The 23,701-nt window shown below is 67.4% G+C and carries 24 protein-coding genes and 1 tRNA gene; 6 read left to right on the forward strand and 19 right to left on the reverse strand.

Features of this window, described 5'->3' with window-relative positions:
• Positions 1-82: 82 nt before the first annotated feature.
• The 9 genes from L1081_RS14455 to L1081_RS14495 form a co-directional block, all read right to left on the reverse strand.
• A complete protein-coding gene (locus tag L1081_RS14455; protein ID WP_489412821.1) occupies positions 83-688 on the reverse strand; it encodes a flavin reductase in 606 nt (201 codons plus the stop codon).
• Positions 689-724: 36 nt separating this feature from the next.
• Complete coding sequence (locus L1081_RS14460) at positions 725-2,200, reverse strand: amidohydrolase family protein (RefSeq protein WP_489412822.1); 1,476 nt, start codon at positions 2,198-2,200, stop codon at positions 725-727.
• On the reverse strand, positions 2,197-3,108 hold the full coding sequence (locus tag L1081_RS14465; protein WP_319441078.1) for a MurR/RpiR family transcriptional regulator: 912 nt from the start codon (positions 3,106-3,108) through the stop codon (positions 2,197-2,199). Before L1081_RS14465 ends, L1081_RS14460 begins: the two co-directional genes overlap by 4 nt.
• 10 nt (positions 3,109-3,118) lie before the next feature.
• Entirely contained in the window at positions 3,119-4,432 is a 1,314-nt protein-coding gene (locus L1081_RS14470) for an alanine racemase (protein WP_489412823.1), read from the reverse strand.
• Positions 4,429-5,406: an ABC transporter ATP-binding protein gene (locus tag L1081_RS14475; RefSeq protein ID WP_012746367.1), complete on the reverse strand. Its 978-nt coding sequence runs from the start codon at positions 5,404-5,406 to the stop codon at positions 4,429-4,431. The genes L1081_RS14470 and L1081_RS14475 overlap by 4 nt, the downstream gene beginning before the upstream one ends.
• A gap of 148 nt (positions 5,407-5,554) precedes the next feature.
• Positions 5,555-6,592, reverse strand: coding sequence for an oligopeptide/dipeptide ABC transporter ATP-binding protein (locus tag L1081_RS14480; RefSeq protein ID WP_489412824.1), 1,038 nt, complete (start codon positions 6,590-6,592; stop codon positions 5,555-5,557).
• Positions 6,592-7,431 carry an ABC transporter permease subunit gene (locus L1081_RS14485; protein ID WP_489412825.1) on the reverse strand — a complete coding sequence of 280 codons (840 nt, stop codon included), beginning with the start codon at positions 7,429-7,431 and terminating at the stop codon, positions 6,592-6,594. The genes L1081_RS14480 and L1081_RS14485 overlap by 1 nt, the downstream gene beginning before the upstream one ends.
• A 9-nt stretch (positions 7,432-7,440) precedes the next feature.
• Entirely contained in the window at positions 7,441-8,382 is a 942-nt protein-coding gene (locus L1081_RS14490) for an ABC transporter permease (protein ID WP_489412826.1), read from the reverse strand.
• Positions 8,383-8,404: 22 nt separating this feature from the next.
• A complete protein-coding gene (locus tag L1081_RS14495) occupies positions 8,405-9,979 on the reverse strand; it encodes an ABC transporter substrate-binding protein (RefSeq protein ID WP_489412827.1) in 1,575 nt (524 codons plus the stop codon).
• 184 nt (positions 9,980-10,163) lie between these two features.
• On the opposite strand from L1081_RS14495, the gene L1081_RS14500 reads away from it, so the two are divergent.
• Positions 10,164-10,550, forward strand: a complete 387-nt coding sequence (locus L1081_RS14500) for a RidA family protein (RefSeq protein WP_489412828.1) — start codon at positions 10,164-10,166, stop codon at positions 10,548-10,550.
• A 16-nt stretch (positions 10,551-10,566) separates the two neighbouring features.
• On the opposite strand, the gene L1081_RS14505 is transcribed toward L1081_RS14500, so the two are convergent.
• From L1081_RS14505 to L1081_RS14515, 3 genes are all read right to left on the reverse strand, one after another.
• Complete coding sequence (locus L1081_RS14505; RefSeq protein ID WP_489416784.1) at positions 10,567-11,160, reverse strand: ATP-dependent Clp protease proteolytic subunit; 594 nt, start codon at positions 11,158-11,160, stop codon at positions 10,567-10,569.
• Between the two features lie 94 nt (positions 11,161-11,254).
• Positions 11,255-11,962 (reverse strand): lipoprotein-releasing ABC transporter ATP-binding protein LolD, encoded by a 708-nt coding sequence (lolD, locus tag L1081_RS14510; RefSeq protein ID WP_489412829.1) that lies wholly within the window; start codon positions 11,960-11,962, stop codon positions 11,255-11,257.
• Complete coding sequence (locus L1081_RS14515; RefSeq protein ID WP_021005926.1) at positions 11,955-13,211, reverse strand: lipoprotein-releasing ABC transporter permease subunit; 1,257 nt, start codon at positions 13,209-13,211, stop codon at positions 11,955-11,957. The genes lolD and L1081_RS14515 overlap by 8 nt, the downstream gene beginning before the upstream one ends.
• A gap of 74 nt (positions 13,212-13,285) precedes the next feature.
• On the opposite strand from L1081_RS14515, the gene L1081_RS14520 reads away from it, so the two are divergent.
• From L1081_RS14520 to L1081_RS14530, 3 genes are all read left to right on the forward strand, one after another.
• Positions 13,286-14,254 (forward strand): hypothetical protein, encoded by a 969-nt coding sequence (locus L1081_RS14520; RefSeq protein WP_489412830.1) that lies wholly within the window; start codon positions 13,286-13,288, stop codon positions 14,252-14,254.
• Positions 14,251-15,972, forward strand: coding sequence for a single-stranded-DNA-specific exonuclease RecJ (gene recJ, locus L1081_RS14525; protein ID WP_489412831.1), 1,722 nt, complete (start codon positions 14,251-14,253; stop codon positions 15,970-15,972). The genes L1081_RS14520 and recJ overlap by 4 nt, the downstream gene beginning before the upstream one ends.
• A 123-nt stretch (positions 15,973-16,095) precedes the next feature.
• A complete protein-coding gene (locus tag L1081_RS14530) occupies positions 16,096-17,109 on the forward strand; it encodes an SDR family oxidoreductase (protein ID WP_489412832.1) in 1,014 nt (337 codons plus the stop codon).
• Here the strand turns inward: L1081_RS14530 and L1081_RS14535 are convergent.
• Positions 17,084-17,872, reverse strand: coding sequence for a DUF1275 family protein (locus L1081_RS14535; RefSeq protein ID WP_489412833.1), 789 nt, complete (start codon positions 17,870-17,872; stop codon positions 17,084-17,086). The genes L1081_RS14530 and L1081_RS14535 overlap by 26 nt on opposite strands.
• A gap of 159 nt (positions 17,873-18,031) precedes the next feature.
• On the opposite strand from L1081_RS14535, the gene L1081_RS14540 reads away from it, so the two are divergent.
• Entirely contained in the window at positions 18,032-18,427 is a 396-nt protein-coding gene (locus tag L1081_RS14540) for a hypothetical protein (RefSeq protein ID WP_489412834.1), read from the forward strand.
• A gap of 86 nt (positions 18,428-18,513) precedes the next feature.
• Here L1081_RS14540 and L1081_RS14545 read toward each other — a convergent pair.
• From L1081_RS14545 to petA, 6 genes are all read right to left on the reverse strand, one after another.
• Positions 18,514-18,589, reverse strand: a tRNA-Thr gene (locus L1081_RS14545).
• A 78-nt stretch (positions 18,590-18,667) separates the two neighbouring features.
• A complete protein-coding gene (locus L1081_RS14550) occupies positions 18,668-19,261 on the reverse strand; it encodes a ClpXP protease specificity-enhancing factor (RefSeq protein WP_319441067.1) in 594 nt (197 codons plus the stop codon).
• 157 nt (positions 19,262-19,418) lie between these two features.
• Positions 19,419-20,030, reverse strand: coding sequence for a glutathione S-transferase N-terminal domain-containing protein (locus L1081_RS14555; protein WP_012746352.1), 612 nt, complete (start codon positions 20,028-20,030; stop codon positions 19,419-19,421).
• Positions 20,031-20,125: 95 nt separating this feature from the next.
• Positions 20,126-20,899, reverse strand: a complete 774-nt coding sequence (locus tag L1081_RS14560) for a cytochrome c1 (RefSeq protein ID WP_012746351.1) — start codon at positions 20,897-20,899, stop codon at positions 20,126-20,128.
• 29 nt (positions 20,900-20,928) lie between these two features.
• Complete coding sequence (locus L1081_RS14565) at positions 20,929-22,365, reverse strand: cytochrome b N-terminal domain-containing protein (protein WP_489412835.1); 1,437 nt, start codon at positions 22,363-22,365, stop codon at positions 20,929-20,931.
• Positions 22,366-22,379: 14 nt separating this feature from the next.
• Positions 22,380-22,997: a ubiquinol-cytochrome c reductase iron-sulfur subunit gene (gene petA / locus L1081_RS14570; protein WP_489412836.1), complete on the reverse strand. Its 618-nt coding sequence runs from the start codon at positions 22,995-22,997 to the stop codon at positions 22,380-22,382.
• Between the two features lie 283 nt (positions 22,998-23,280).
• Between petA and L1081_RS14575 the strand changes: the two genes are divergently transcribed.
• On the forward strand, positions 23,281-23,574 hold the full coding sequence (locus L1081_RS14575; RefSeq protein ID WP_021005916.1) for a hypothetical protein: 294 nt from the start codon (positions 23,281-23,283) through the stop codon (positions 23,572-23,574).
• Positions 23,575-23,701: the final 127 nt, after the last annotated feature.

Genomic DNA, 23,701 nt, shown 5'->3' on the forward strand with positions numbered 1-23,701 from the left:
TCGACCAACGACCCCGGCGGCTACCGGCCCTGGCACGAAATGCGCAGCTTTCGCTCTGCGCATCTATTTGCGGGACAGCACGCTAGCGCTCGCGCGGCAGCGCCTTCGCGTCCACGGCCTCGCCATCGACGATGAAGTGGCCGCCCGCGACGTGGTGCAGCGTGCGCAGCTCGTCGTGCCCGGTGAAGTTCCATCGGCCATCGGCGAACACGCGCGCATCGGCCTGCGCCGCGATCACCTCGCCCAGGAACAGGTCGTAGCGCTGCTGGATCGGCGGCTCGGGCAGCAGGCGGCATTCGAGCCAGGCCGCGCAGCCTTCCAGCAGCGGCGCCTCGGTCGCAACGCCCTCGAAGGTCTGCAGGCCATAGGCCGCGAACTTGTCGTGCCCGTCGCGCTCCACGATCTCGCGGCCCGAGCTGTTGCCCAGCGCATCAGTCAGGTCGAGCTGCGCCCGCGTGGGCACTTGCAGCGCGAAACTGCCTGCGCCTTCGAGCAGCACGCGCGTCCAGGTGCTCTTGTCGAGCACCACGGCCACCTTGGGCGGGTCGAAATCCAGCGGCATCGCCCAGGCGGCGGCCATGATGTTGCGCTGGCCGCCGTGCACGGCACTCACGAGGACGGTGGGGCCGTGGTTCAGGAGACGGTAGGCCTTGGCGAGCGGAACGGGCTTGCGGTGAATGGCGTTCATGCACCCCATCGTACCGGCCGCGCCGCCAAGCACCTGCTATGTGCCGCGCGTCAGCATCCGCCCCGCGCGCGCAAGCACGCTGGCCGATCCGCCCTGGCCGCCCCGATACGCCAGTACCCCGTTCACGAACACCCGCTCCACGCCCAGGCTCACGCCATGCGGCTTGTCGTAGGTGGCGGTGTCGGCGATGGTCTCGGGGTCGAACACCACCACGTCGGCCAGCGCACCCACACGCAGCAAACCACGCTCGGCAATGCGCAGGTTGCGCGCGGTCATGCCGGTCATCTTGTGCACGGCCTGCTCGAGCGTGAACAGGCGGCGCTCGCGCCAGTAGCGCGCGAACACGCGGGGGAACGCGCCCCACAGCCGCGGATGCGGATGGCGGTCGTGCGGCAGGCCGTCGCTGCCGATCATGGTGAGCGGGTGCGCAATGACACGCTCCACGTCTTCTTCCTGCATCTGGAAATAGCAGGCACCGCCGGGCTTCAGGCGCAGGCAGGCCTCCTGCTCGGTCGTCCCCCACTCGCGCGCGATGTCGGAGATCAGGCGGCCGGTCATCTCGGGGTGCGGGTCGGACCAGGTCAGCAGCACGTCGATGACGCCGTCGACCAGGTCTTCGCGCAGCACGGTGGAGCCGGCCACGTAGGGGTACACGTCCATCGAGATCTTCTGCCGCTGCGCGAGCGCTTCGATCAACGGCAGCGTTTCCTTCGTGCGGCCCCAGTTGGCGGGACCCGCGCACTTGTGGTGTGAAATGACCAGCGGCACGCCTGCACTGAAGGCCGTGTCGCCCGCCTCGTGCAGCGCCTCGATGATCTGCTGCATCTCGCTGCGCAGGTGCGTCGCGTAGACGCCGCCATGCCTTGCCACGACGCGCGCGAGCGCAGTCACTTCTTCGGCCGGCGCGGCAAACGCTTCTTCGTAGAACAGCCCCGAAGACAGCCCATGCGCGCCTTCGGTCATGCAGCCCTCGAGCAGCGCCGCCATGCGCGCAAGCTCGTCGCCGCTCGCGGGCCGGTCGAGCGCTTCCATCGCCGCGAAGCGCAAGGTGGTGTGTCCCACCAGCGCCGCCACGTTGAGCGCGGGCTGCACGGCATCGACGGCCGCGCGGTACTCGGCCATGGTCGCATGCTTGAACGATTCCGCGCCGAGCAGCGTGAGTGGCGGCTTCGATTGCGGCGTGCGGTACGGCGCGAGCGAGATGCCGCAGTTGCCCGTCACCACGGTGGTGATGCCCTGCGACACCTTCGGCAGGCACAGCGGATCGCGCAGCACGATCGCGTCGTCGTGCGTATGCGCGTCGATGAAGCCGGGTGCAATCACCTTGGAGCGGCAGTCGACGGTCTCGACGTCTTCGAGCGCCAAGCCTTCGGGCAGCCGCCCGCGCAGCCCTTCGCCGAGCGCGACGATGCGGTCGCCCCGCAGCAGCACATCGCCAGGCCACGAAGGCCCGCCTGAGCCGTCGACCACGAGTCCGGCCTCGAGCAGGATGGCTTTCGGTCGATCGCTCACGATGCGCGGCCCCCCGTGTTGATGCCGCCGCCGTCCCAGCTTTGCAGCGGATGCGTGGTGGCGTCGATGCCGTGGCGCTGAAAGGCCTCGCGTGCGCGCTGCAGGCGCTGCACCGCGGGCTCGCCGCGGCGTTGTGCCACCAGCACCGTGAGGATCTCGATGGCGGTGAGGTGCGTCAGGTAGGCATCGATGCCCACGTGCATCACGGCGTCGTCGGGCACCGAGAGGCCCAGCAGGAAGTCGGCCTTGGCCGCCAGGGCCGTGCCGGGCCGCGTGAGCGCGACCACCTTGGCGCCCTGCCCGCGCGCAATGTCCACCGCGTCGAGCAGCGAAGGCATGCCGCCCACGTGCGAGATGGCGATGACCACGCCGCCCGGACGCTGCGCTGCACCCGCCACCTGCTGCAGGTGGTAGTCGGCCCAGGCATTGGCCGAGAGGCCGAGCCTGAAGAGCCGCGCCTGCAGGTCGTTGGCCATGAACCACGAGGTGGCGCCCGCGCCGTACAGGTCGACGTGCGGCGCGGCCGCGATGGCGGCCACTGCGCCTTCGAGCACCTGCATGTCGAGTTGCCCGCGCACGCCCGACACCGAGGCCGCCGCGCTGCGCGCGATCTTGCCGACGACTTCGTCGGCCGCATCCTCGATGTTCACGCGCCGGTGCAGCGGCGAGCCGCCGAGCGCCAGCTCCTGCGCGAGCGCGAGCTTGAATTCGCGCAGCCCCGCAAAGCCGAGGTCGCGGCAGGTGCGCATGATGGTGGGCACCGAGCTGCGCGAGCGCTCGGCCAATTGCTCGAAACTCTCTTCGAGCGCGCGGTCGGGGTCTTCGAGGATCAGGTCGAGAATCGCGCGCCGCGTGGCCGGCGCGCTGCCGCGGGCCTGCGCGATCTTCTGAAGCAGGGAAGGGGTCATCGCGGCAGGTTCAGAAATGCATGGCGACGGCGTCGCTCACGCGGTAGTTTTCTTCGACCACCGGCATCCAGTGCCATTTGTCGAAGGTGGTGCAGGGGTGCGAGATGCCGAGGCCGACGCGGTCGCCGACGGCGGGCGCCTGCGCCTCCTCGGCGGCGTCCCAGCGCAGGTAGGCATGCTGGTCGTTGAGCGCGGTGATCTTCCAGCCGGCGGGCACGGCCTGCGCTTCGAGCATGCCGCGTGCGGCGCGCGCAATGGGCACCGGCATCGACAGGTCGAAGGAGATGTCGCGCTTGCCCACGGCCAGGATCGCCAGGCCCTGCTCGGGCCGCGACTGCACCGTGGCCCACACTTCCATTGCGGGGCGCAGGCTCTCGCCGCAATCGCAGCCCAGGCGCTCGTCCACCGCGCTCACCATGCGCTTGTAGAAACCATGGTCGTGCGTCACATAGCAGCCCGAGCGCAGCAGGCCGCGCACCGGCGAACCCAGCACGGGCTTCAGGCGCCCGGCCACCAGGTCGAAGATGGCCGAGCCGCCGGCCGAAACCAGCACCTCGTCGGTCTCGAACAATTGCTGCGTGTCGCAATGGCGCGCGATGGCTTCCACGCGGTCCATCAGCGTGCTGGCGTAGGCCGTGTCGGCTTCGCTGGAACCTGTGGCGCCCTGCCCTTCGTAGGTTTCGATGCCCACAATCTTGACCGCATCACTGGCACGCAGCCGCGTGGCAAGCGCCACGGCTTCTTCATGCGTGCGGCAGCCGGTGCGTGCGCCCTCGACGCCGATTTCGAGCATCACCTCGAAGGGCACGCTCTCGGGATGGCGCTTCGACCAGTCCTCGATCAATGCGAGCTGCGCCAGCGAATCGACCAGGAACACCACGCGCAGGTCGACGTGCGCCTGCAGCAGCAGCTGGATGCCGGCCAGGTCTTCGTCGCTCACCACCTGGTTGGCGATGAGCGTGCGGCGCGCGCCGGCCGCCACGCCGACCGCCAGCTGCGTGACGGTGGCGAAGGTCAGGCCCCAGGCGCCGGCATCGAGCTGGCGCTGGAAGAGCTGCGGCGACATGGTGGTCTTGCCGTGCGGCGCCAGGTCGATGCCCCATGCGCGCACGCGCGACTGCATCCAGGCCAGGTTGTGCTCGAGCGCCTCGCGCTTGAGCACGGCCAGCGGCAGCGGCAGGTCGCCCGCGAGCACGTTCCATCCCGCGGCGCCCACTTCGCTGCGGCGGCGCGGCGGCTGGGTACGCGGGTAGCCCTTGAAGCTGCTGCCCAGCAGCGGGTCGTTGAAATCCTGGTCGGCGGTGGTGTCGGTCATGGTGTTCATGCGGCAATGTTGGATAGCAGCTCTTTTCGGATGCAGGCGCTGTAGTGTCCGGCGGAAATCTCGTCGAGCGGCGGCACGGTCTGTGCGCAGGCTTCGATGGCATGCGGGCAGCGGGTGCGGAACACGCAGCCCGAGGGCGGCGAGATCGGGCTCGGGATGTCGCCCTTGAGCGCGATACGCTCGGTGGCAAGCGTGGGGTCGGGCTTCGGGCTCGCGGCCAGCAGCGCCTGGGTGTAGGGGTGCGAAGGCCGCGCGAACAGCTCGTCGGTGGTCGCCACCTCCATCACCTTGCCAAGGTACAGCACCACCACGCGATCGCACAGGTACTCGACCACGTCGAGGTCGTGCGAGATGAAGAGCATGGTGAGGCCGAGCCGCTCGCGCAGGTCGGCCAAGAGGTTGATGACCTGCGACTGGATCGACACGTCGAGCGCCGACAGCGGCTCGTCGGCCACGATGAACTCGGGCTCGACCGCGAGCGCGCGCGCCACGCCGATGCGCTGGCGCTGGCCGCCCGAGAACTCGTGCGGAAAGCGGCTCGCATGCTCGGCGCGCAGGCCCACGGTTTCGAGCAGCTCGGCAATGCGCTTGTCGCGTGCGGCCGCGCCCTTGTGCAGGCCGTGCGTGGAGAGCGCCTCGCCGAGGATCGCGCTGATGCGCATCTTCGGATTCAGGCTCGCATACGGGTCTTGAAAGATGATCTGCAGCTTGCTGCGCAGCCGGCGCATGCGCTCGCCCGACAGCGCGCCGATGTCGTCGCCGCGGTAGAGCACCTGGCCCTCGGTGCGTTCGACCAGGCGCAGCACGGTGCGGCCGATGGTGCTCTTGCCCGAGCCCGATTCGCCGACGAGGCCCAGCGTTTCGCCGGGCTGGATCGCGAAAGACACGTCGTCGACCGCGCGCACCGGGCGATCGCTGGCGCCGAAGTATTTCTTGAGTCCGCGGACTTCGATGAGGGGAGCGGCGGTGGTCATCGTGGGCTTTCTCCCTCCCCTTCCGGGGGAGGGTTGGGGTGGGGGCTCTGGGCGGTGGAGACCGTCGCAACGATGGAGCGGCCGCGTGCCCCCGCCCTGGCCCTCCCCCGGGAGGGGAGGGAGCAAGACGGGGACAACAGCGCACGGCTCATGCGGCTCTCGCGAGAGTTGCATCCGGCTGCACGCGAATGCAGCGCGCCTGGCGGTCCTGGCGGATGTCGATCAGCGGCGGGATCGCTTCCCTGCAACCCGCCAGCGCATGGTCGCAGCGCGGCTCGAAGGCGCAGCCCGGCGGCGGCGCGAGCGGGCTCGACACCTGGCCGCGGATCGCGAACAGCCGCTTGGGCTTGGGCTGCCCCGGCAGCCGCGCCTTGCCCGGCAGGCAGGCCAGGAGGCCCTGCGTGTACGGATGCTCGGGCTGCGCGAACAGCGGCCGCACGGGCGCGCTTTCGACCACGCGGCCCGCATAGAGCACCACCACGTCGTCCGCATGGTGCGCGACCACGCCGAGGTTGTGGGTGATGAAGAGAATGCTCATGCCGGTCTCGGCCTGCAGCCGGCGCATCAGATCGAGGATTTGCGCCTGGATGGTGACATCGAGCGCGGTGGTTGGCTCGTCGGCAATCAGCAGCGTCGGGTCGCAGGCCATGGCCAGCGCGATCATCACGCGCTGGCGCATGCCGCCCGAGAGCTGGTGCGGGTACTCGTGGATGCGCTGCGCAGCCGCCGGAATCTCCACCAGCTCCAGCATGCGCAGCGCATGGGCCATGGCCGCCTTGCGGTCCAGGCCCTTGTGCAGCCGTACGCTCTCGGCAATCTGCTCGCCGATGGTGAAGACCGGGTTCAGGCTGGTCATCGGCTCCTGGAAGATCATCGACAGCTGGTTGCCGCGCAGGCTGCGCATCTCGCGTTCGCCGATCTGCAGCAGGTCGAGCGTCTTGCCCTCGCGGGTCACGAAAGAGGCCGAGCCGCTGACCTGCGCGTTCGCGGTCTTGGGCAAGAGGCGCATCAGCGTGAGGCTGGTGACCGACTTGCCCGAGCCCGATTCGCCGACCAGCGCCGTGGTCTTGCCGGGCTGGATCGAGAAGCTCACATCGGCCACCGAACGGATCAGGCCGTCCTCGGTGGGAAAGCTGGTGCTCAGGTTGCTGACCGTGAGACGCGGGGTGTTCGTGGCGTTCGTCATCACAGGGTCTTCTTGAGCTTGGGGTCGAGCAGGTCGCGCACGCCGTCGCCCAGCAACTGCAGCGAAAGCGCGGTGAAGATGATCGCGAGCCCCGGGAACAGCACCACCCAGAAGGCCTGGTGCGCGTACTGCTGGCTGCCGGCGACCATGGTGCCCCAGGTCGGAATCTCGGGCGGGACGCCGACGCCGAGGAACGACAGCCCCGCCTCGGCCAGGATGGCGTAGGCGAAGATGAACGACACCTGCACGAGGATCGGCGACATCAGGTTGGGCAGAATGTGGCGCCACAGGATGCGCGAGGTACGCACGCCCAGCGCGCGCACCGCCTCGACAAACAGCAGCTCGCGCACCACCAGCGTCGAGGCCCGCACCACCCGCGCCACGCGCGGCGTGTAGACCAGCACCAATGCGAGCACGGTGTTCATCAGCGAAGGTCCCAAGATGGCCACCAGGGCAATGGCCAGCAGGATGTCGGGGAAGGACATCATCGCGTCGACCACGCGCATCAGCGGCGCGTCGAGCCGTCGGAAGAAGCCGGCCGCGAGGCCCAGCACCGTGCCCGCGACCACCGCGCCCAGCGCAGTGAGCGCCGCGATGGCGAGCGAATAGCGCGCGCCGTGCACGATGCGCGAATACATGTCGCGGCCGAGCTCGTCGGTGCCCAGCAGGTGCTCGGCACTCGGCCCCTTCAGGCGCTGCAGCACGGCCGTGTCGTTGGGGTCGATGGAGGCGAACAGCGGCGCGCCGATGGCAAGCACCGCAATGACCAGCAGCACCAGCGCGGAAACCATCACGATGCGGCGATGCATCAGCTGGCGGAGCATTCGGGGCATTTGCATTGTGTTCTCTCAGACTTTCACGCGCGGATCGACGACGGCGTAGAGCAGATCGATCGAGAAGTTGATCAGCACGTAGATCGCCGCAATCACGAGCAGCGCGCCCTGGATCACCGGATAGTCGCGCCGCAGCACCGCGCTCACCACCAGGTTGCCGACACCGGGCAGCCCGAACACCGTCTCCGTGATGACGGCGCCGCCGATCATCAGCGCGACCGTGAGGCCGATCACCGTGACGATGGGCACCAGCGCATTGCGCAGGGCATGCTTGAGCACGACGGTGCTCTCGCTCAGGCCCTTGGAGCGCGCGGTGCGCACATAGTCTTCGCCGAGCACGTCGAGCATCGAGGCGCGCGTGAAGCGGATGATGAGCGCCGAGTTCAAGAGGCCCAGCACCGTGGCCGGCAGCACCAGCGCATGCAGCCGCTCGGCGAATGGCGCATCGGGCGCGCCGTAGCCCGAGACAGGAAACCAGCCGAAGGACACGGCAAAGATCTGTATCAGCACGATGCCGAGCCAGAAGCTCGGAATGCTCGCGCCGAGCATCGCGATGCCGGTGAAGAGCTGGTCGACCACGCGCCCGCGGAACACCGCCGAGACGATGCCGCACGGCACGCCGATCAGCGCCGCGATGGCCACGGCCATCAGCGCGAGCAATGTGGTGGGCTCGGCACGCTCCCACAGCGCCTGCGTCACCGGCCGCTGCAGGAAGATCGAGGTGCCGAGGTTGCCCTGCAGCACTTCGCGCAGCCAGTAGCCGAACTGCAGGGGTAGCGGCTTGTCGAGGCCGTATTCCTTCTGTACGCGCGCGATGTCGGCGGCCGTCGCCTGGTCGCCCAGCAGCACCGAGACCGGGTCGCCCGAGGCCGCGCGCGTGAGCACGAAGACGAGCACCGCCACGATCGCGAGCACGACGAGCATGCCGGCGGCGCGGGAAGCGAGGTAGCGAAACATGTGGGGATGGCGCCGCGAGGGTTTACTTGATTTTTGCGTTCCAGAAGAACGGCCAGGTCGCGGGCTGGTAGTTGTCCAGCGCCGGGCTCTTGGCCGAGAGGCCGTTGAACTTGCCGACGTTGATGTACGGCACTTCTTCGTAGACCACCTGCTGCACCTTGCCCCACAGCGCGCCGCGCCTGGCCGGATCACTCTCGACATTGAAGGCCTGCAGCGCCGACTTCTTGGCGGGCGAATCCCACCAGCCGGGGGCGCCGTCGCCGAGTTGCGGCGGCGAGAGCATCGGCTCGGGGAACTGGCCGGAGTGGGTCACGTAGATGTCCCACAGCTTCGGGTCGTTGCGGCGCTGCACCAGCGTGGCCCAGTCGACCACGTTCAGGTCGACCTTGAAGCCGGCGCGCTTGAGCTGCTCGGCCATCAGGAGCGACATGTTGTAGTGGAAGTCGTACTGGCGGCTGGTGAGCACACGGATCGGCTCGCCTTTGTAGCCGGCCTTGGCCGCGGCCTCCTTGGCCTTGGCGGCATTGCGCTCGTTGTAGAGCGTGGTGCCGGCGGTCGAATAGAACGGCGAGCCCTTGGGAAAGTGGTTGCCCTCGGCCACGAAGAAGCGCGTGTCGCCAAAGCCCGCGGCGAGCATCTCGCCTTCGCCGAGCGCGGACTGGATCGCCTGGCGCACGGCCTGGCTGGAAGCCACGCCTTCCTTGGTGTTGAGCACGAGGTACGGGAAGCCGAACGACGGCGTCATGATCGGCACGGTCTTGCCGCCCGACTTCTCCAGCCGCGGCAGCGCTTCGACCGGCAGCAGGTCGGCAAAGTCGTATTGGCCGGCCAGTGCGCCTTCCACGCGCGTGCTGGCATTGGGCACCGGCACGAAGCGCAGCTCCTCGATGGCCGCTTCGCGCTTGCCGCCGTAGCCGCTCGCGGGTTCCTTGCGCGCCGTGTACTTGTCGAAGCGCGTGAGCAGCACGAACTGGTCGGGGCGGCGTTCCTTGAACTTGTAGGGGCCGGTGCCGACGAAATCCTTCAGCGGCGAAGCGATGGAATCCTTCGCCATGATCGCGGCCATGCCGCTGGGCAGCGCCAGCTGCGAGAGGAGCGGCGCATACGGCGCCTTCAGCACGATCTCCACGCCCAGCGGGCCCTTGGCCTTGAGGCTCTCGATCTCCTTGCCCACGGCCTTGCCGCGCGGCGACTGGTCCATCCAGCGCTGCAGGCTGGCCACCACGTCGTCGGCGTTGAGTTCGCGGCCGTTGTGCAGCATCACGCCCTTGCGCAGCGTGATCGCGTAGGTCTTGCCGTCGGCCGAGATCTTGGGGCTGCTCTCGGCCAGCATCGGCACCACGTTCCACTTGGCATCGAAGGTGTAGAGCGTCTCGTACACGTGCTGCATGATGGTTCCGACCAGGTCGGCCGTGGACGCCATCGGGTCGAGCGTCTGCGGTTCGGCCACCATGGCCAGCGTGGCAAAGTTGCGCGGCCCCTGGGCATGCGCGGGCTGCGAAGGCAACGCGGCACACAGCATGGCGAGCAGGGAGGCACCCAGCAGGCTGCGCTTCGACAGCTTCGGCAGGCGCTGGACAAGACCGGCTTGGGACATGGAGAACTCCTTCGTGGGGCTGGCAGATTGTGAAAGAAATTTTCTTTTCGGCCCGAACTTTGAAGCACTATCCATGCCAAATCATCCGTGTTAACCCTTGTTTGTGGGTTTTTCTGAAACAAATTTTCAGATTGGATCGATACTTGCGATCCCTCTTTTCTTCATTCTTTTCAGGAGTCCTCCCATGCCGCTCGAATACCTCGGCGCCCCGCCCGTCGCCTCGGACCGCCAGGCCCGCCCCTTCTCCCCGGCCGTGCGCGCCGGCGATTTCGTCTATGTGTCGGGCCAGGTGCCGGCCAATGCCGAAGGCGAGATCGTGGTGGGCGGCATCGAGGCGCAAACGCGCCAGGTGATGGAAAACCTGAAGAAGGTGCTCGCGCTGGCCGGCGCCACGCTCGACGACGTGTGCAAGAGCACCGTCTGGCTGCAGGACGCGCGCGACTTTGGTGCCTTCAACCGCATCTACATGAGCTACTTCGGTGAAAACAAGCCGGCGCGCTCGACCACCGAGGCGCGCCTGATGGTCGACGCCAAGGTCGAGATCGACGTCGTGGCCTACAAGCCCAAGTAACCAGCCCCGGCGGCTGCTACAGCAGCTCGGTCTTGCGCTGGATGATGCGCGAGACCAGCCCGTATTCGACCGCCTCCGCGGCCGAGAGCCAGCGGTCGCGCTCGATGTCGGCCAGCACCACGTCGATGGGCTTGCCGGTTTCCCGCGCAATCTCGTGCGCAATGCGGTGCCGGGCCTTGATGATTTCCTGCGCCTGGATCGCGATGTCGGTCGCCTGCCCGCCCGCGCCGCCGCTGGGCTGGTGGATCAGGAAGCGCGTGTTCGGCAGGCACACGCGCCGCTCGCGCGGCACCGCCAGGTACAGGTGCGTGGCGGCGCTGCCCACCCATCCGGTGCCGATCATGTTCACCGGCGCGGAGATGAAGCGAACGATGTCGTGAATGGCATCGCCCGACTCCAGGTGGCCGCCGGGCGAGCTCACCAGGATGTCGATGGGTTTGTCGGCGCTGTCGGCGTCCAGGGCGATGAGCCTGCGCGTCACGTCGGCGGCCACCGAATCGGTGATGCTGCCGAAGATCAGCAGCGTGCGCGACTTGAAGGCTTTTTCTTCGAGGTACGAATTGCGCGGCTCGGCGGTGGCCGCGGGTGGGGTGTCGTCGTCGGTTTCCATGATGAAGAAGCGCTCCTGTGATTGCACGGCCTCGTGCCGCGCAGGCGGACAGTTTCGCGACATTGCATGCGCCGTGGCAAGCGGCATCGGCGAATCAGCCCGCCAATCGCCCCGCCACCAGCTGCAGCACGCGGTCGCAGCGCTTCGCGAGCTCCTGGTCGTGCGTGACCATCACGAAGGCCGTGCGGTGCCTGTGCGCGAGCTCGATCATCAGCGCGAACACCGTGTCCGCCGTGCTGCGGTCGAGGTTGCCCGTGGGCTCGTCGGCCAGCACGCAGGCCGGCTGCGTGACCAGCGCACGCGCAATGGCCACGCGCTGGCGCTCGCCGCCCGAAAGCTCGGCCGGCCGGTGATGCAGGCGCTCGCCCAGGCCCACGCTTTCGAGGATCTTCGTGGCCGCCGCCGCCGCCGGTGCGGAATCCATGCGCCGGATCTTGAGCGGCATCGCCACGTTGTCGAGCGCGCTGAACTCGGGCAGCAGGTGATGGAACTGGTAGACGAAGCCCAGGTGCTTGTTGCGCAGCCGCCCCTGCTCGGCCGCGTCGGCATGCGCGATGTCCTTGCCGAGCAGTTCGACCTTGCCGGCGGTCGGCGCATCGAGCCCGCCCATCAGGTGCAGCAGCGTGCTCTTGCCCGAGCCCGAAGCGCCGACAATGGCCAGCGTTTCCCCGGCGCGCACGTCCAGGTCGACGCCGTGCAGCACCGTGAGGTCGATGCGCCCTTCGTGAAAGCGCTTGGTGAGGCCGCGCGCCTTCAGCACCACGCCATTGCCTGGCGCGGCGGTCTCTTGTCGTTCACTCATAGCGCAGGGCCTCGGCGGGATTGACGCGGCTCGCGCGCCAGCTGGGATACAGCGTTGCAAGAAAAGCCAGGACCAGCGAAATGATCGCGATCGGCATGATGTCGCTGCGCTGCGGATCGCTCGGCATCTTGCTGATCAGGTAGATGTCCTTGGGCAGGAAGCTCGCATGGAAGAGCTGCTCGAGCGCCGGCACGATCACGTCGATGTTGTAGGCAATGCCCAGCCCCAGCAGCAGCCCGGCCACCGTGCCGATCACGCCGACCATCGCCCCCTGCACCACGAAGATGCCCATGATGCTGCGCGGCGAACTGCCCAGCGTGCGCAAGATGGCGATGTCCGCGCGCTTGTCGGTCACCGTCATGACCAGCGTGGACACCAGGTTGAAGGCCGCCACCGCCACGATGAGCGTGAGGATGATGAACATCATGCGTTTCTCGACCTGCACGGCCGCGAACCAGGTCTTGTTCTGGCGCGTCCAGTCGCGGATGAGGAACTGGCCCGGCAGCGTGACGGCCATCTGGTCGGCCACTTCGCGCGCCTCGTTCAGGTCCTTGAGCTTGATGCGGATGCCGGTCGGGCCTTCGAGCCGGAACACGCGCTGGGCGTCTTCCGCATGAATCATGGCCAGCGCCGAGTCGTATTCGTAGTGGCCCGAATCGAAGGTGCCCACCACGGTGAACTGCTTGAGCCGCGGCACCACGCCGGCCGGCGTGACCTGGCCGCCCGGCGCCACCAGCGTGACCTGGTCGCCCGGCTGCACGAACAGCGAGCGCGCCAGCTCGCCGCCGAGCACGATGCCGAACTCGCCCGGCACCAGCTTGTCGAGCGTGCCCTTCTGCGCCGTGGTGGCGATGTCGGTCACCTCGGGTTCGAGCTTGGGCACGATGCCGCGCACCAACGTGCCCTTCATGTCCTCGCCGCGCGCAATGAGCGCCTGCGTGGCAATGAAGGGCGCCGCGCCGATCACCTCGGGGTTCTTGCGGGCGGCGGCCGTGATGGCGTCGATGTCGGGCAGCGCCTGGCCGTCGCGCGACAGGATTTCGATGTGCGACACCACGCCGAGCATGCGGTCGCGCACCTCCTTCTGGAAGCCGTTCATCACACTGAGCACGATGATCAGCGCCGCCACCCCCAGTGCGATGCCGAGCATCGACACGCCGGAGATGAAGGAGATGAAGCCATTGCGCCGCGTCGCCCGGCCTGCACGCGTGTAGCGCCAGCCGAGCTTCAGTTCATAAGGAAGTCGCATATTTATCAGTTATTCCCAACGCGCTTCGGGCGGCGTTTCATGCCGGGATTGTGGCATCCCGGACAATAGGGGGAATGGCCGAACCTTCCCCACGTCACTTGTTGATCCCCTTTGCCGGCCGCGGTTCCCCGGCGTGCCGCGCGGCACTGCCCGCGCTCCGGCTGCCCAATCTCGAAGCGCTGCTCTCGCGGCTCTCGCTCGCCGAGGCCGATACGCAGGACGAAAGCACGCGCTCGCCGCCCCATGAACGGGCGCTGGCCCGGGCGATGGGCATTTCCGCACCCGATGGCTGCATTCCCTGGGCCGCGCTGGAAGCCCGTCAGGCCGGCATCGCCGAACCCGGGGACAGCGAAGGCTGGGGCCTGGTCTCGCTGTGCAACTGGCAGGTGGGCATCGATGACGTGGTGCTCGGCGACCCGGCCGCGATCGAGATCGACGCCGCCGAATCGGCCGCGCTGCTGGCCGCCGCCCATCCCTTCTTCGAGGAAGACGGCATCGCGCTGCACCCTTCCCCCACACCCGGCCGCTGGCTCGCGCGCGCGCACATCTTCGAGGGCCTCGCCACGGCCTCCATCGACCGCGCGGTGGGCCATCCGATCTCGCAATGGTCGCCGCTGGCCGAAGCCGCGCGGCCGCTGCGCCGTCTCCAGAACGAGATGCAGATGCTGCTCTACACCCAGCACGTGAACGACGATCGCGCCGCGCGCGGCGTGCCGCCGATCAACTCCTTCTGGCTCAGCGGCACTGGCGCCCTGGAGCCTGGCGTTCCACCGGGCGACACCGCCGCGCCGACCGTGAGCGACGCGCTGCGCGTGGCGGCACTGCGCGACGACGGCGCGGGCTGGGCCGAGGCTTGGCAGGCGCTGGACGCAAGCACCATCGCCGGTCTGCTGGCCGACTGCACCGCAGGTGCCGACATCACGCTCACGCTGTGCGGCGACCGCGCCGCGCAGCGCTATGCGGTGCAGCCGCGGGGGCTGAAGGGCTGGGCCCGGAGTCTGTTCGACCGGCCGCGCGCCGCCAGCGTGCTGGAGGTCCTGTGAAGATCATTGCCCGCGAAATTCCGCCCCGCACGGTCTGGGCGCTCGAACAGGCCGGCGTGCATCCGCTGCTGGCCCGCCTGTTCGCCGCACGCGGCGTGCTGGCCAAGGACGAACTCGACGACGGCCTGGCACGCCTGCTGCCGCCCGACACGCTGCACGGCACGCGCGAGGCTGCGGTGCTGCTGGCCGACGCGATGGCGCAGGACAAGCGCCTGTGCATCGTGGCCGACTACGACTGCGACGGCGCCACCGCCTGCGCCGTCGCGGTGCGCGGCCTGCGCCTGCTCGGCGCGAAGAACGTGAGCTACCTGGTGCCCGACCGCGTGGTCGACGGCTACGGCCTCACGCCGCCGATTGCCGAGCGCGTGGCCGCGAGCGGCGCCGACATGCTGATCACCGTCGACAACGGCATCGCCAGCGTCGAGGGCGTGGCCGCCGCCAAGGCGCGCGGCCTGCAGGTGCTGGTCACCGACCACCACCTGCCCGGCCCCGAGCTGCCGGCCGCCGACGTGCTGGTGAACCCCAACCAGCCGGGCTGCGGCTTCGAGAGCAAGAGCATCGCCGGCGTCGGCGTGATGTTCTACGTGCTGCTGGCGCTGCGCTCCGAACTGCGCGCGCGCGGCGTCTTCACCGCGGCCGCGCAGCCCAAGCTCGACGTGCTGCTCCCGCTGGTCGCGCTCGGCACCGTGGCCGACGTGGTGAAGCTCGACGCCAACAACCGCCGCCTGGTGGCGCAGGGCCTGCGGCGCATCCGCGCCGGCGCGCTGCCCGCGGGCATCGCGGCGCTGTTCAAGGCCGCGGGGCGCAACGCCGCGGTGGCCACCACCTTCGACTTCGGCTTTGCGCTCGGCCCGCGCATCAACGCGGCCGGCCGGCTCGCCGACATGACGCTGGGCATCGAATGCCTGCTGACCGACGATGCGGGCCGCGCCGACGAGCTCGCGCGCCTGCTCGACGGCATCAACCGCGAGCGGCGCGACATCGAGGGCGGCATGCGCGACCAGGCGCTGCTGCTCGCAGAATCGCTGTTCGGCGCCACGGCCGACGGCAGCGAGGCGCCGCCCGCGGCCATCAGCGTGTTCGATGCCGACTTCCACGAAGGCGTGGTCGGCATCGTCGCCTCGCGCATCAAGGACCGCTTCCACCGCCCGACCTTCGTGTTTGCCGCCAGCGGCGCACCCGGCAAGGAGCACGAGCTCAAGGGCTCGGGCCGGTCGATTCCGGGCTTCCATCTGCGCGATGCGCTCGACCTCGTGGCCAAGCGCCATCCGGGCGTGCTGCTGCGCTTCGGCGGCCATGCCATGGCCGCCGGCTGCACCGTGGCGCGCGAGAAGTTCGAGGTGTTCGAGCGCGCGCTGGCCGAGGTCGCGCACGAATGGCTGGCCGCCTCCGCGCTCACGCGCCAGATCGAAACGGATGGCCCGATCGCGCGCGAGTACATGCGCATCGACCTGGTCGACACGCTGCACCGCGAAGTGTGGGGCCAGGGCTTTGCACCGCCCACCTTCAGCGAGGAAGTCGAGGTGGTGTCGCAGCGCCTCGTGGGCGAGAAACACCTGGCGCTCAAGCTGCGGCACCAGGGGCAGCCGGTCGACGGCATCTGGTTCGGCCACACCGAGCCGCTGCCCGCACGCGTGAAGCTCGCCTTCAGGCTCGATGCCGACGAATGGCAGGGTGTGCGCCGCGTGCGCTTCCTGGTCGAGGGCGCTGAAATCTAGCTCGCCCCCATCGACCCGGGGGCTCCCGGGTCAGCCTCCGTGGGCGTGCATTCGGGACGGATTCCTACGCGGGCCGCGCGGCGGCGCCCTACGGTTGTCTTTCACATGCAGGAGCCCACGCACATGAAATCGACCACCGCATCACCCGCAAAATCCGCCAAGTCCCGCGGAGCGGCCCACACGGCCACACGGCAGCGGGCTGTTCAACGCACGCAGGACGCGAAGGACAGCGCCAAACCCGCCGCCAGGAAGACCAGCCCGCCCGCGCAGGCGGGGCCACGGCCCCAGCCGGGCAATCCTATGCCGGCGCAGCACTTGAGCAAGCCCGGGCTCGAGGCAGAGATGGCGCTGCGCCCGCGCTTCGAAGCACCTCACTACAAGGGCAGCGGCAAGCTCGAAGGCATGGCGGCCCTGGTGACCGGGGGCGACTCCGGCATCGGCCGCGCCGTGGCGGTGCTCTACGCCCGTGAAGGCGCCGACGTCGCCATCGCCTACCTCGAGGAAGACAAGGACGCCGAGGAAACCCGGCGCTGCGTGGAGGTCGAGGGCACGCGCTGCATCACGATCAAGGGCGACGTCTGCGACCCGGCGTTCTGCCGCGAGGCGGTCGAACGGACGCTCCACGCGTTCGGCAAGCTCGACATCCTCGTGAACAACGCGGCCTTCCAGCTGCATGCAGCGTCCATCGAGGACATCACCGACGAGCGCTTCGAACTCACGCTCAGGACCAATGTCTTCGGCTACTTCCAGATGGCGCGCGCTGCGGTTCCCCACCTGGGCCAAGGCGCCTCGATCATCAATACCGGCTCGGTCACGGGCCTGGAGGGCAGTGCGCACCTGCTCGACTATTCGACCACCAAGGGCGCGATCCACGCCTTCACCAAGTCGCTGGCGAGCAACCTGCTGCCCAAGGGCATCCGCGTGAACGCGGTGGCGCCCGGGCCGGTGTGGACGCCGCTGAATCCCGCCGACAGCCCGCCCGGGAAGATCAAGGATTTCGGCAAGAAGACCGACCTGCAAAGGCCCGCGCAGCCGGAAGAGCTGTCGCCTGCCTACGTGTTCCTGGCCGCGCCGAGTTGCGCCAGCTACATCACCGGCATCGTGCTGCCGGTCACGGGCAGCGTGGGCGCCGTCTGAAAGCGGCCAGCAGCTTCTGCAGCGGCCTGGAGCGCGGCACGTCCTCCATGAGCGGCGGAATGGAGATGGCCAGCAGCAGCGCCGCCAGCGGCACCACGCAGACGAAGCCGATGTAGCTGAAGCCGAGCGCGCCGACGATGCCGCCCAGCACGAACATGCCGATCAGCCCGCCCGCCATCTGCATGCGGCGGCGGTCGTGCCGCACCATCGCATGCGCCGGCGTGGCATGCCGGTTCCAGTAGAGCAGCTTGCCCAGTTCCATGCCCACGTCGGTGATGTTGCCCGTCATGTGGGTGGTGCGGACGCTGCCGCCGGAGGTCTTGGAGCCGACTGCGTTCTGCAGTCCCATGATGAAAGACAGCAGCAGCACCGTGAGTGGAACGGCAAACGGCGTCGGCCAGGTCAGCGTGATGGCGCCCATCAATCCGAACGGGAACATGAGCGCGGCTTCCAGCAGCAGCGGCACCGCATAGACGCTGCGCAGCCGGTGCTGGCGGCCCCAGTTCACGAGAATGGCGCAGACCGCCGCTCCCGACAGGAATGCGAGGATGGCGCCCAGCGCATTGAGCAGCAGCTTGGTGTTGCCCAGCACCAGCCCGTCCGCGAACTGCGACGCGAAACCCGTCATGTGCGAGGTGTACATGTGCAGCACCAGGAACCCGCCTGCATTCACTGCTCCGGCATTGAAGGCCAGCAGCAGGCCGAGCAGCCGGTTGGTGGAGGGAGCGCGGTGGCGGTGGGTAAGAAAGCGTAGTCTGCGCATCGGCGTGCAACTTGCGCCTGCACTCTAGCACCCGGACGAACGAACGGCCGAGGCCCATCGACCGCGTTTTGCCCTACCCGACGCCCCAAGGGAATGTGCTGACTACACTTTCCAGCTTGCCTGCGTTGTGCAGGCCTGTACACACGTTCAAGGGTTTCAATGAAAGTCTCAGCTCTCCTGGCCGCAGCCGCACTCGTTGCGTCGGCCTTGCCCGCCGCGGCGCAGGTTTCGGTTCACATCAACGTGCCCGGCCTGGTCCAGGTGGCGCCTCCCGCGCCGCGCTATGAACCCATGCCCGGGCCGAGAGCCGGCCAGGTGTGGGTGCCTGGGCACTGGCGGTGGAACGAGCGCGCCTACGTCTGGCGCTCGGGCTACTGGCAGGCGGCACGGCCCGACTACGCGTATGCGCCAGGCCGCTGGGTGCAGGCGGACGGCGGATGGCGGTGGATGGAGGGCAACTGGCGCCGTGCAGAGCCGCATCGCCATGCCGATCGCGACGATCATTCTGGCGGCTACCACTGCCCGCCGGGACAGGCCAAGAAGGGGCGCTGCTGATCTTCAGCAGCGGGGATGAAAGGAGCGGGCAGGCCGCCGCTTCTTTCTTGCCCGGTCAGCGCGAGTGCTTTCCGGTATGTTCGATATGGTGCCGCTTGTCGGAATCGAACTGACGACCTTCCGCTTACAAGGCGGGTGCTCTACCAACTGAGCTAAAGCGGCACGGATTCTCTTGCGGGATTTTAGCGGTGCAGGACCAGCGGTCCGCCCGGGCCCGTTTGTGCGTTGACTGGCTGCTGGCTACTTCACGCGCTTGAGCGACGGGCGGCTGCCGCCGCCTGCCGGCGGGCGCGGCGGCTCATCGGAGGGATCGGTGGGCGAGCCGGCGTCGTCGCCGACATCGACCATTTCGTCCGCGTCTTCACCCGTCACCAGGTGAACGATCTTGCCGGCATCGCCTTCGGTGCCGCGCGACGCGTCGCGCAGCGGCATGCGCGCAGGCCCCTGGGGCGAAGAAGGCGCCCCGGCCGCCGGGGATGGCCCGCCGCCCTCGGCACCGCTGCCGGCAGGTACCGGCGCTGGAAACGCCATGCCCTGCCCGTTCTCGCGCGCGTAGATCGCGATCACGCGGCCCACGGGCACGACGATTTCGCGCGCACTGCCCGCGAAACGGGCCTTGAACTCGATGAAATCGTTGCCGAGCTTGAGCGAACTGGTCGCGTCGAAGCTGATGTTCAGCACGATCTCGCCGTTCTTCACGTACTCGCGCGGCACCTGGACGGTGTCGTCGACCTGCACCGCGACATAGGGCGTGAACCCGTTGTCGGTGCACCATTCGTACAGCGCCCGTATGAGGTACGGGCGGGTGGAGGACGACTCGAGCGCGTTGATCATGAAATTGGTACCGTGCAGCCACTAATTCGCGGCCCCGAATTGGCTACTGCCTCTTCGCGGAACACCGCGGAACCGGCTTTGCCGGGCCGCTGGTGTTGCCCCCGGACGGGGGTTGGCGAAGCGACACGAAGTGCGCGAAGACTGGGGGCGATCTTAATTACTTTCGCATGACCTTTTCGGACGGGGTCAGTGCTTCGATGTAGGCCGGGCGCGAGAAGATGCGCTCGGCGTACTTCAGGAGCGGCGCCGCGTTCTTGCTGAGATCGATGCCGTAGTAGTCGAGGCGCCAGAGCAGCGGCGCAATCGCCACGTCGAGCATCGAGAAATTGTCGCCCAGCATGTACTTGTTCTTGAGGAACACGGGGGCCAGCTGCGTGAGCCGGTCGCGGATGTGCGAGCGAGCCTTTTCGAGCGCCTTCTCGTTGCCCTTGGCGGTGCGGTTCTCGAGCGCGGCCACGTGCACGAACAGTTCCTTTTCGAAGTTGAGCAGGAACAGGCGCACGCGCGCGCGATCGACCGGGTCGCCGGGCATCAGCTGCGGATGCGGGAAGCGCTCGTCGATGTACTCGTTGATGATGTTCGACTCATACAGGATGAGGTCGCGTTCGACCAGGATCGGCACCTGGCCGTACGGGTTCATCACGCTGATGTCTTCGGGCTTGTTGTAGAGATCGACGTCGCGGATCTCGAAGTCCATGCCCTTTTCGAACAACACGAAGCGGCAGCGGTGGGAAAAGGGGCAGGTCGTTCCTGAATACAAGACCATCATGGCGAGAGACTCCTAAAAATCAAAAAGAGTGGGTCGCGTTGGCAACCCACTCTGCGGGACCGCACGCACCAGGCGCGCGGTCGGCGTGGACGGAACTACTTGACGTCTTTCCAGTACGAGGCGTTCAGTCGCCACACGAAGACCAACGACATGACGAGGAACAGCAGCACCCACACACCGATGCGGATGCGCGTGTTCTGTGCCGGCTCGGCCATCCATTGCAGGTAGCTCACCAGGTCGCCGACCGCAGTGTCGAACTGCAGCGGCGTCATGGTGCCGGGGGTCACCTGCTCCCAGCCCTTGAACACTTCGGTCTCGTGGCCATGCTGCGAGATCTTGGTGTAGACAGGACGGCGTTCGCCCTGCAGCTCCCACAGCGGGTTGGGCATGGCAACGCTCGGGAACAGGAGGTTGTTCCAGCCGGTGGCCTTGGTGTCGTCGCGGTAGTAGGTGCGCAGGTAGGTGTACAGGTAGTCTGCGCCCGTGCCGCCATGGCCGGCGCGAGAGCGGGCCACCAGGGTCAGGTCGGGCGGCGTCGTGCCGAACCATTCCTTGGCCTGGCGCGCGTCGATGTTGGCCTTCATGGTCTCGCCGACCTTGTCGGTCGCGAACAGGAGGTTGTCCTTGATCTGCTGCTCGGTAATGCCGATGTCCTGCAGCCGGTTGTAGCGCATGAACGCCGCGGAGTGGCAGTTCAGGCAGTAGTTGACGAACAGCTTGGCGCCGTTCTGCAGGGAGGCGACGTCGGTGGTCTTGTTGGGCGCCTTGTCCCAGGCCATGCCGCCGGACTCGGCCGATGCGGCGGCGGAAAAGGTCAGGCCCAAGGCCAGGCCCACAACCGCGAGCCAGCCAGAAATGCTTTTCTTCATCGTGTTTCTCTCGAGCTCTCTTGGGCTTCTCAATGGGCGGCGAAGGTCACGCGCTCGGGCACGGGCTTGAACTCGCCCTTGCTGCTCCACCAGGGCATGAGCAGGAAGAAACCGAAGTAGAAAAGCGTGCCGATCTGGGAAATGGTCTGCGCGATGTCCAGCGCGAACGACCCGATGACCAGGCTGCCCCAGACGCCAGGCGCCTGGATGCCCAGGTAGCCCAGGATCAGGAAGAAGAACACGAAGACACCGTAGACATACTTGTGCCAGCCCGGACGGTAGCGGATCGACTTGACTTCGCTCTTGTCGAGCCATGGCAGGAAGAACAGGATGATGACCGAACCGCCCATCACGAGCACGCCCCAGAACTTGGCGTCGAAGGCCTTGAGCAGGAAGATGGCCACGGCCGCCACCACGACCAGCGCGATCTTCAGGGCCATGCCCGACTTGCCCTTGACGAAGTTCAGGACGGCCGCTGCAGCGATGATCAGCGCGAACACGTTGACCATGTCGTCGGTGGTTGCACGCAGCATCGAATAGAACGGCGTGAAGTACCAGACCGGCGCAATGTGGTTCGGCGTCTTGAGCGAATCGGCCGGAATGAAGTTGTTGTACTCGAGGAAGTACCCGCCCGCTTCCGGCGCGAAGAAGATCACGGCCGAGAAGATCGTGAGGAACACCACCACGCCGAAGATGTCGTGCACCGTGTAGTACGGATGCGACGGGATGCCGTCGAGCGGATGGCCGTCGGGGCCGCGCTTGGCCTTGATCTCGATGCCGTCGGGGTTGTTGGAACCCACTTCGTGCAGCGCGATCAGGTGGGCCACCACCAGGCCGAGCAGCACCAGCGGCACGGCGATCACGTGGAAGCTGAAGAAGCGGTTCAGCGTGGCGTCGCTCACCACGTAGTCGCCGCGGATCAGCAGCGCGAGGTCAGGACCGATGAACGGGATGGCCGCGAACAGGTTCACGATCACCTGGGCGCCCCAGTAGCTCATCTGGCCCCATGGCAGCAGGTAGCCCATGAAGGCCTCGGCCATCAGGCACAGGAAGATCGCGCAGCCGAAGACCCAGATCAGCTCGCGCGGCTTGCGGTAGCTGCCATACATGAGGCCGCGGAACATGTGCAGGTACACCACGATGAAGAACGCCGAGGCGCCCGTCGAGTGGATGTAGCGGATGAGCCAGCCCCAGGGTACGTCGCGCATGATGTACTCGACCGATGCGAACGCCTGGTTCGCGTCGGGCTTGTAGTGCATCACGAGGAAGATGCCGGTCACGATCTGGATCACGAGGACCAGCATCGCGAGCGAGCCGAAGATGTACCAGAAGTTGAAGTTCTTCGGTGCGTAGTACTTGCCCCACTGGTCGTTCCAGAGCTTGCTCAGCGGGAAGCGGTTGTCGACCCAGTTGAGCAGCTTCTCGCCCGCGGGCGCGTTGGGGGAAATTTCGTGGAATTCAGCCATGTTGTTCTTCTGCCTCAGGCCTTCTTGGAGTCTTCACCGATCAGGAGCTTGGTGTCCGACAGGTACATGTGCGGGGGCACAGGCAGGTTGTCGGGCGCGGGCTTGTTCTTGAAGACACGGCCTGCCAGGTCGAACGTGGAACCGTGGCAAGGGCAGAGGAAGCCGCCTTCCCAGTCGCTCGGCAGCGAAGGCTGCGGGCCGGCCTGGAGGCGGTCGACCGGCGAGCAGCCGAGGTGGGTGCAGATGCCCACCACCACCAGCACGTCGGGCTTGATCGAACGGTGTTCGTTCTGCGCGTACTTGGGGGTGAATTCGTCGGGGTGCCGCTTGGAGAGCGGATCGGCCAGCTGGCCGTCGAGCTTGGGGAGCTCGGCAATCTGCTCGGGCGAGCGCTTGAGGATCCAGACGGGTTTGCCGCGCCACTCGACAGTGATCTTCTCGCCGACCTTGAGGCCGCCGATGTCCACTTCGACGGCAGCGCCCGCGGCCTTGGCCTTCTCGGAGGGCTGAAACGTACTCACAAAGGGAATCGCGGTGGCCACGCCTCCCGCTACGCCGGCACAGCTGGATGCGATTAACCACGTCCGCTTGCTTGTGTCGATCCGGGGGGAGCCGGAGGTCATGTCACTCATGGGGATCCTCTAAGTCTTCTTCGCTGGAGCAGGGTCAACCGGCGATTGTAGCGGGCTGCTGCGCGCATATTCAACGGGGCCGGCCGGGAGCTGTCCGAATGCGCATTCCCGACCCTGCGAAAGAGGCAATTAATAACAATGAATTAGTCCTGATTTACAAGACATTTCGACACAACGATTTGCACGCGTAAAAGATGTCTCAAGGGCTAAATTAGTTGCGGCACACTTCGCTAACTGCTAATCTTGTCCCAACTGTTAACTGCTAATTGAGAGGATATTTGCCATGCGAATCGCCCCCCTGATTTCCGCCACCTTCATTGCTGCGCTGAGCATTTCCTCGGCCTTGGCACAAACACCCCCGCCGGTCCAGACGCCCGGTCCTCAGCCGGCCAGCGCCACGGGTGCAACCAATTCCGCGTTCGGCCGCATCACCGCGCAGCAAGCCGGTGGCGTCGCGGCCGCCGTTGGACTGGCGGCTGCCGTCGGCAGCGGCAATGGCGGCAACAGCGGTGGCGGCAGCGGCACGGGCGGCACCGGCGGCACGGGCACGGGTACAGGCACGACCGGCACGAATTAAACGTGCGGGCCCTCTTCGCGGGAGGGCATTCGCCGAAGGCTCCGCGCGTTGGTCTGGCCACGCGACTTATTGAATGCTGCCTTTTGTCGGCATTTCTTTTGGGCGTTGGCGGCTGTTCTTCCGGATC

Origin of the sequence: Variovorax sp. MSC1_012 (assembly GCF_023667525.1) — a bacterium.
In the GTDB taxonomy this organism is placed as follows: Bacteria; Pseudomonadota; Gammaproteobacteria; order Burkholderiales; family Burkholderiaceae_C; genus Variovorax; species Variovorax beijingensis_B.

Bases quoted from the DNA above. Each gene is read 5' to 3' on its own strand.
- L1081_RS14530 (WP_489412832.1), top strand. From the start codon at position 16,096: ATGAAATCGACCACCGCATCACCCGCAAAATCCGCCAAGTCCCGCGGA.
- L1081_RS14550 (WP_319441067.1), bottom strand. From the start codon at position 19,261: ATGATCAACGCGCTCGAGTCGTCCTCCACCCGCCCGTACCTCATACGG.
- L1081_RS14495 (WP_489412827.1), bottom strand. From the start codon at position 9,979: ATGTCCCAAGCCGGTCTTGTCCAGCGCCTGCCGAAGCTGTCGAAGCGC.
- L1081_RS14455 (WP_489412821.1), bottom strand. From the start codon at position 688: ATGAACGCCATTCACCGCAAGCCCGTTCCGCTCGCCAAGGCCTACCGT.
- L1081_RS14565 (WP_489412835.1), bottom strand. From the start codon at position 22,365: ATGGCTGAATTCCACGAAATTTCCCCCAACGCGCCCGCGGGCGAGAAG.
- L1081_RS14515 (WP_021005926.1), bottom strand. From the start codon at position 13,211: ATGCGACTTCCTTATGAACTGAAGCTCGGCTGGCGCTACACGCGTGCA.
- L1081_RS14560 (WP_012746351.1), bottom strand. From the start codon at position 20,899: ATGAAGAAAAGCATTTCTGGCTGGCTCGCGGTTGTGGGCCTGGCCTTG.
- L1081_RS14540 (WP_489412834.1), top strand. From the start codon at position 18,032: ATGAAAGTCTCAGCTCTCCTGGCCGCAGCCGCACTCGTTGCGTCGGCC.
- L1081_RS14470 (WP_489412823.1), bottom strand. From the start codon at position 4,432: ATGAACACCATGACCGACACCACCGCCGACCAGGATTTCAACGACCCG.
- L1081_RS14485 (WP_489412825.1), bottom strand. From the start codon at position 7,431: ATGCAAATGCCCCGAATGCTCCGCCAGCTGATGCATCGCCGCATCGTG.
- L1081_RS14465 (WP_319441078.1), bottom strand. From the start codon at position 3,108: ATGACCCCTTCCCTGCTTCAGAAGATCGCGCAGGCCCGCGGCAGCGCG.
- L1081_RS14480 (WP_489412824.1), bottom strand. From the start codon at position 6,592: ATGACGAACGCCACGAACACCCCGCGTCTCACGGTCAGCAACCTGAGC.
- L1081_RS14475 (WP_012746367.1), bottom strand. From the start codon at position 5,406: ATGACCACCGCCGCTCCCCTCATCGAAGTCCGCGGACTCAAGAAATAC.
- L1081_RS14535 (WP_489412833.1), bottom strand. From the start codon at position 17,872: ATGCGCAGACTACGCTTTCTTACCCACCGCCACCGCGCTCCCTCCACC.
- L1081_RS14555 (WP_012746352.1), bottom strand. From the start codon at position 20,030: ATGATGGTCTTGTATTCAGGAACGACCTGCCCCTTTTCCCACCGCTGC.
- L1081_RS14520 (WP_489412830.1), top strand. From the start codon at position 13,286: ATGGCCGAACCTTCCCCACGTCACTTGTTGATCCCCTTTGCCGGCCGC.
- petA (WP_489412836.1), bottom strand. From the start codon at position 22,997: ATGAGTGACATGACCTCCGGCTCCCCCCGGATCGACACAAGCAAGCGG.
- lolD (WP_489412829.1), bottom strand. From the start codon at position 11,962: ATGAGTGAACGACAAGAGACCGCCGCGCCAGGCAATGGCGTGGTGCTG.
- L1081_RS14505 (WP_489416784.1), bottom strand. From the start codon at position 11,160: ATGGAAACCGACGACGACACCCCACCCGCGGCCACCGCCGAGCCGCGC.
- L1081_RS14500 (WP_489412828.1), top strand. From the start codon at position 10,164: ATGCCGCTCGAATACCTCGGCGCCCCGCCCGTCGCCTCGGACCGCCAG.
- L1081_RS14575 (WP_021005916.1), top strand. From the start codon at position 23,281: ATGCGAATCGCCCCCCTGATTTCCGCCACCTTCATTGCTGCGCTGAGC.
- L1081_RS14490 (WP_489412826.1), bottom strand. From the start codon at position 8,382: ATGTTTCGCTACCTCGCTTCCCGCGCCGCCGGCATGCTCGTCGTGCTC.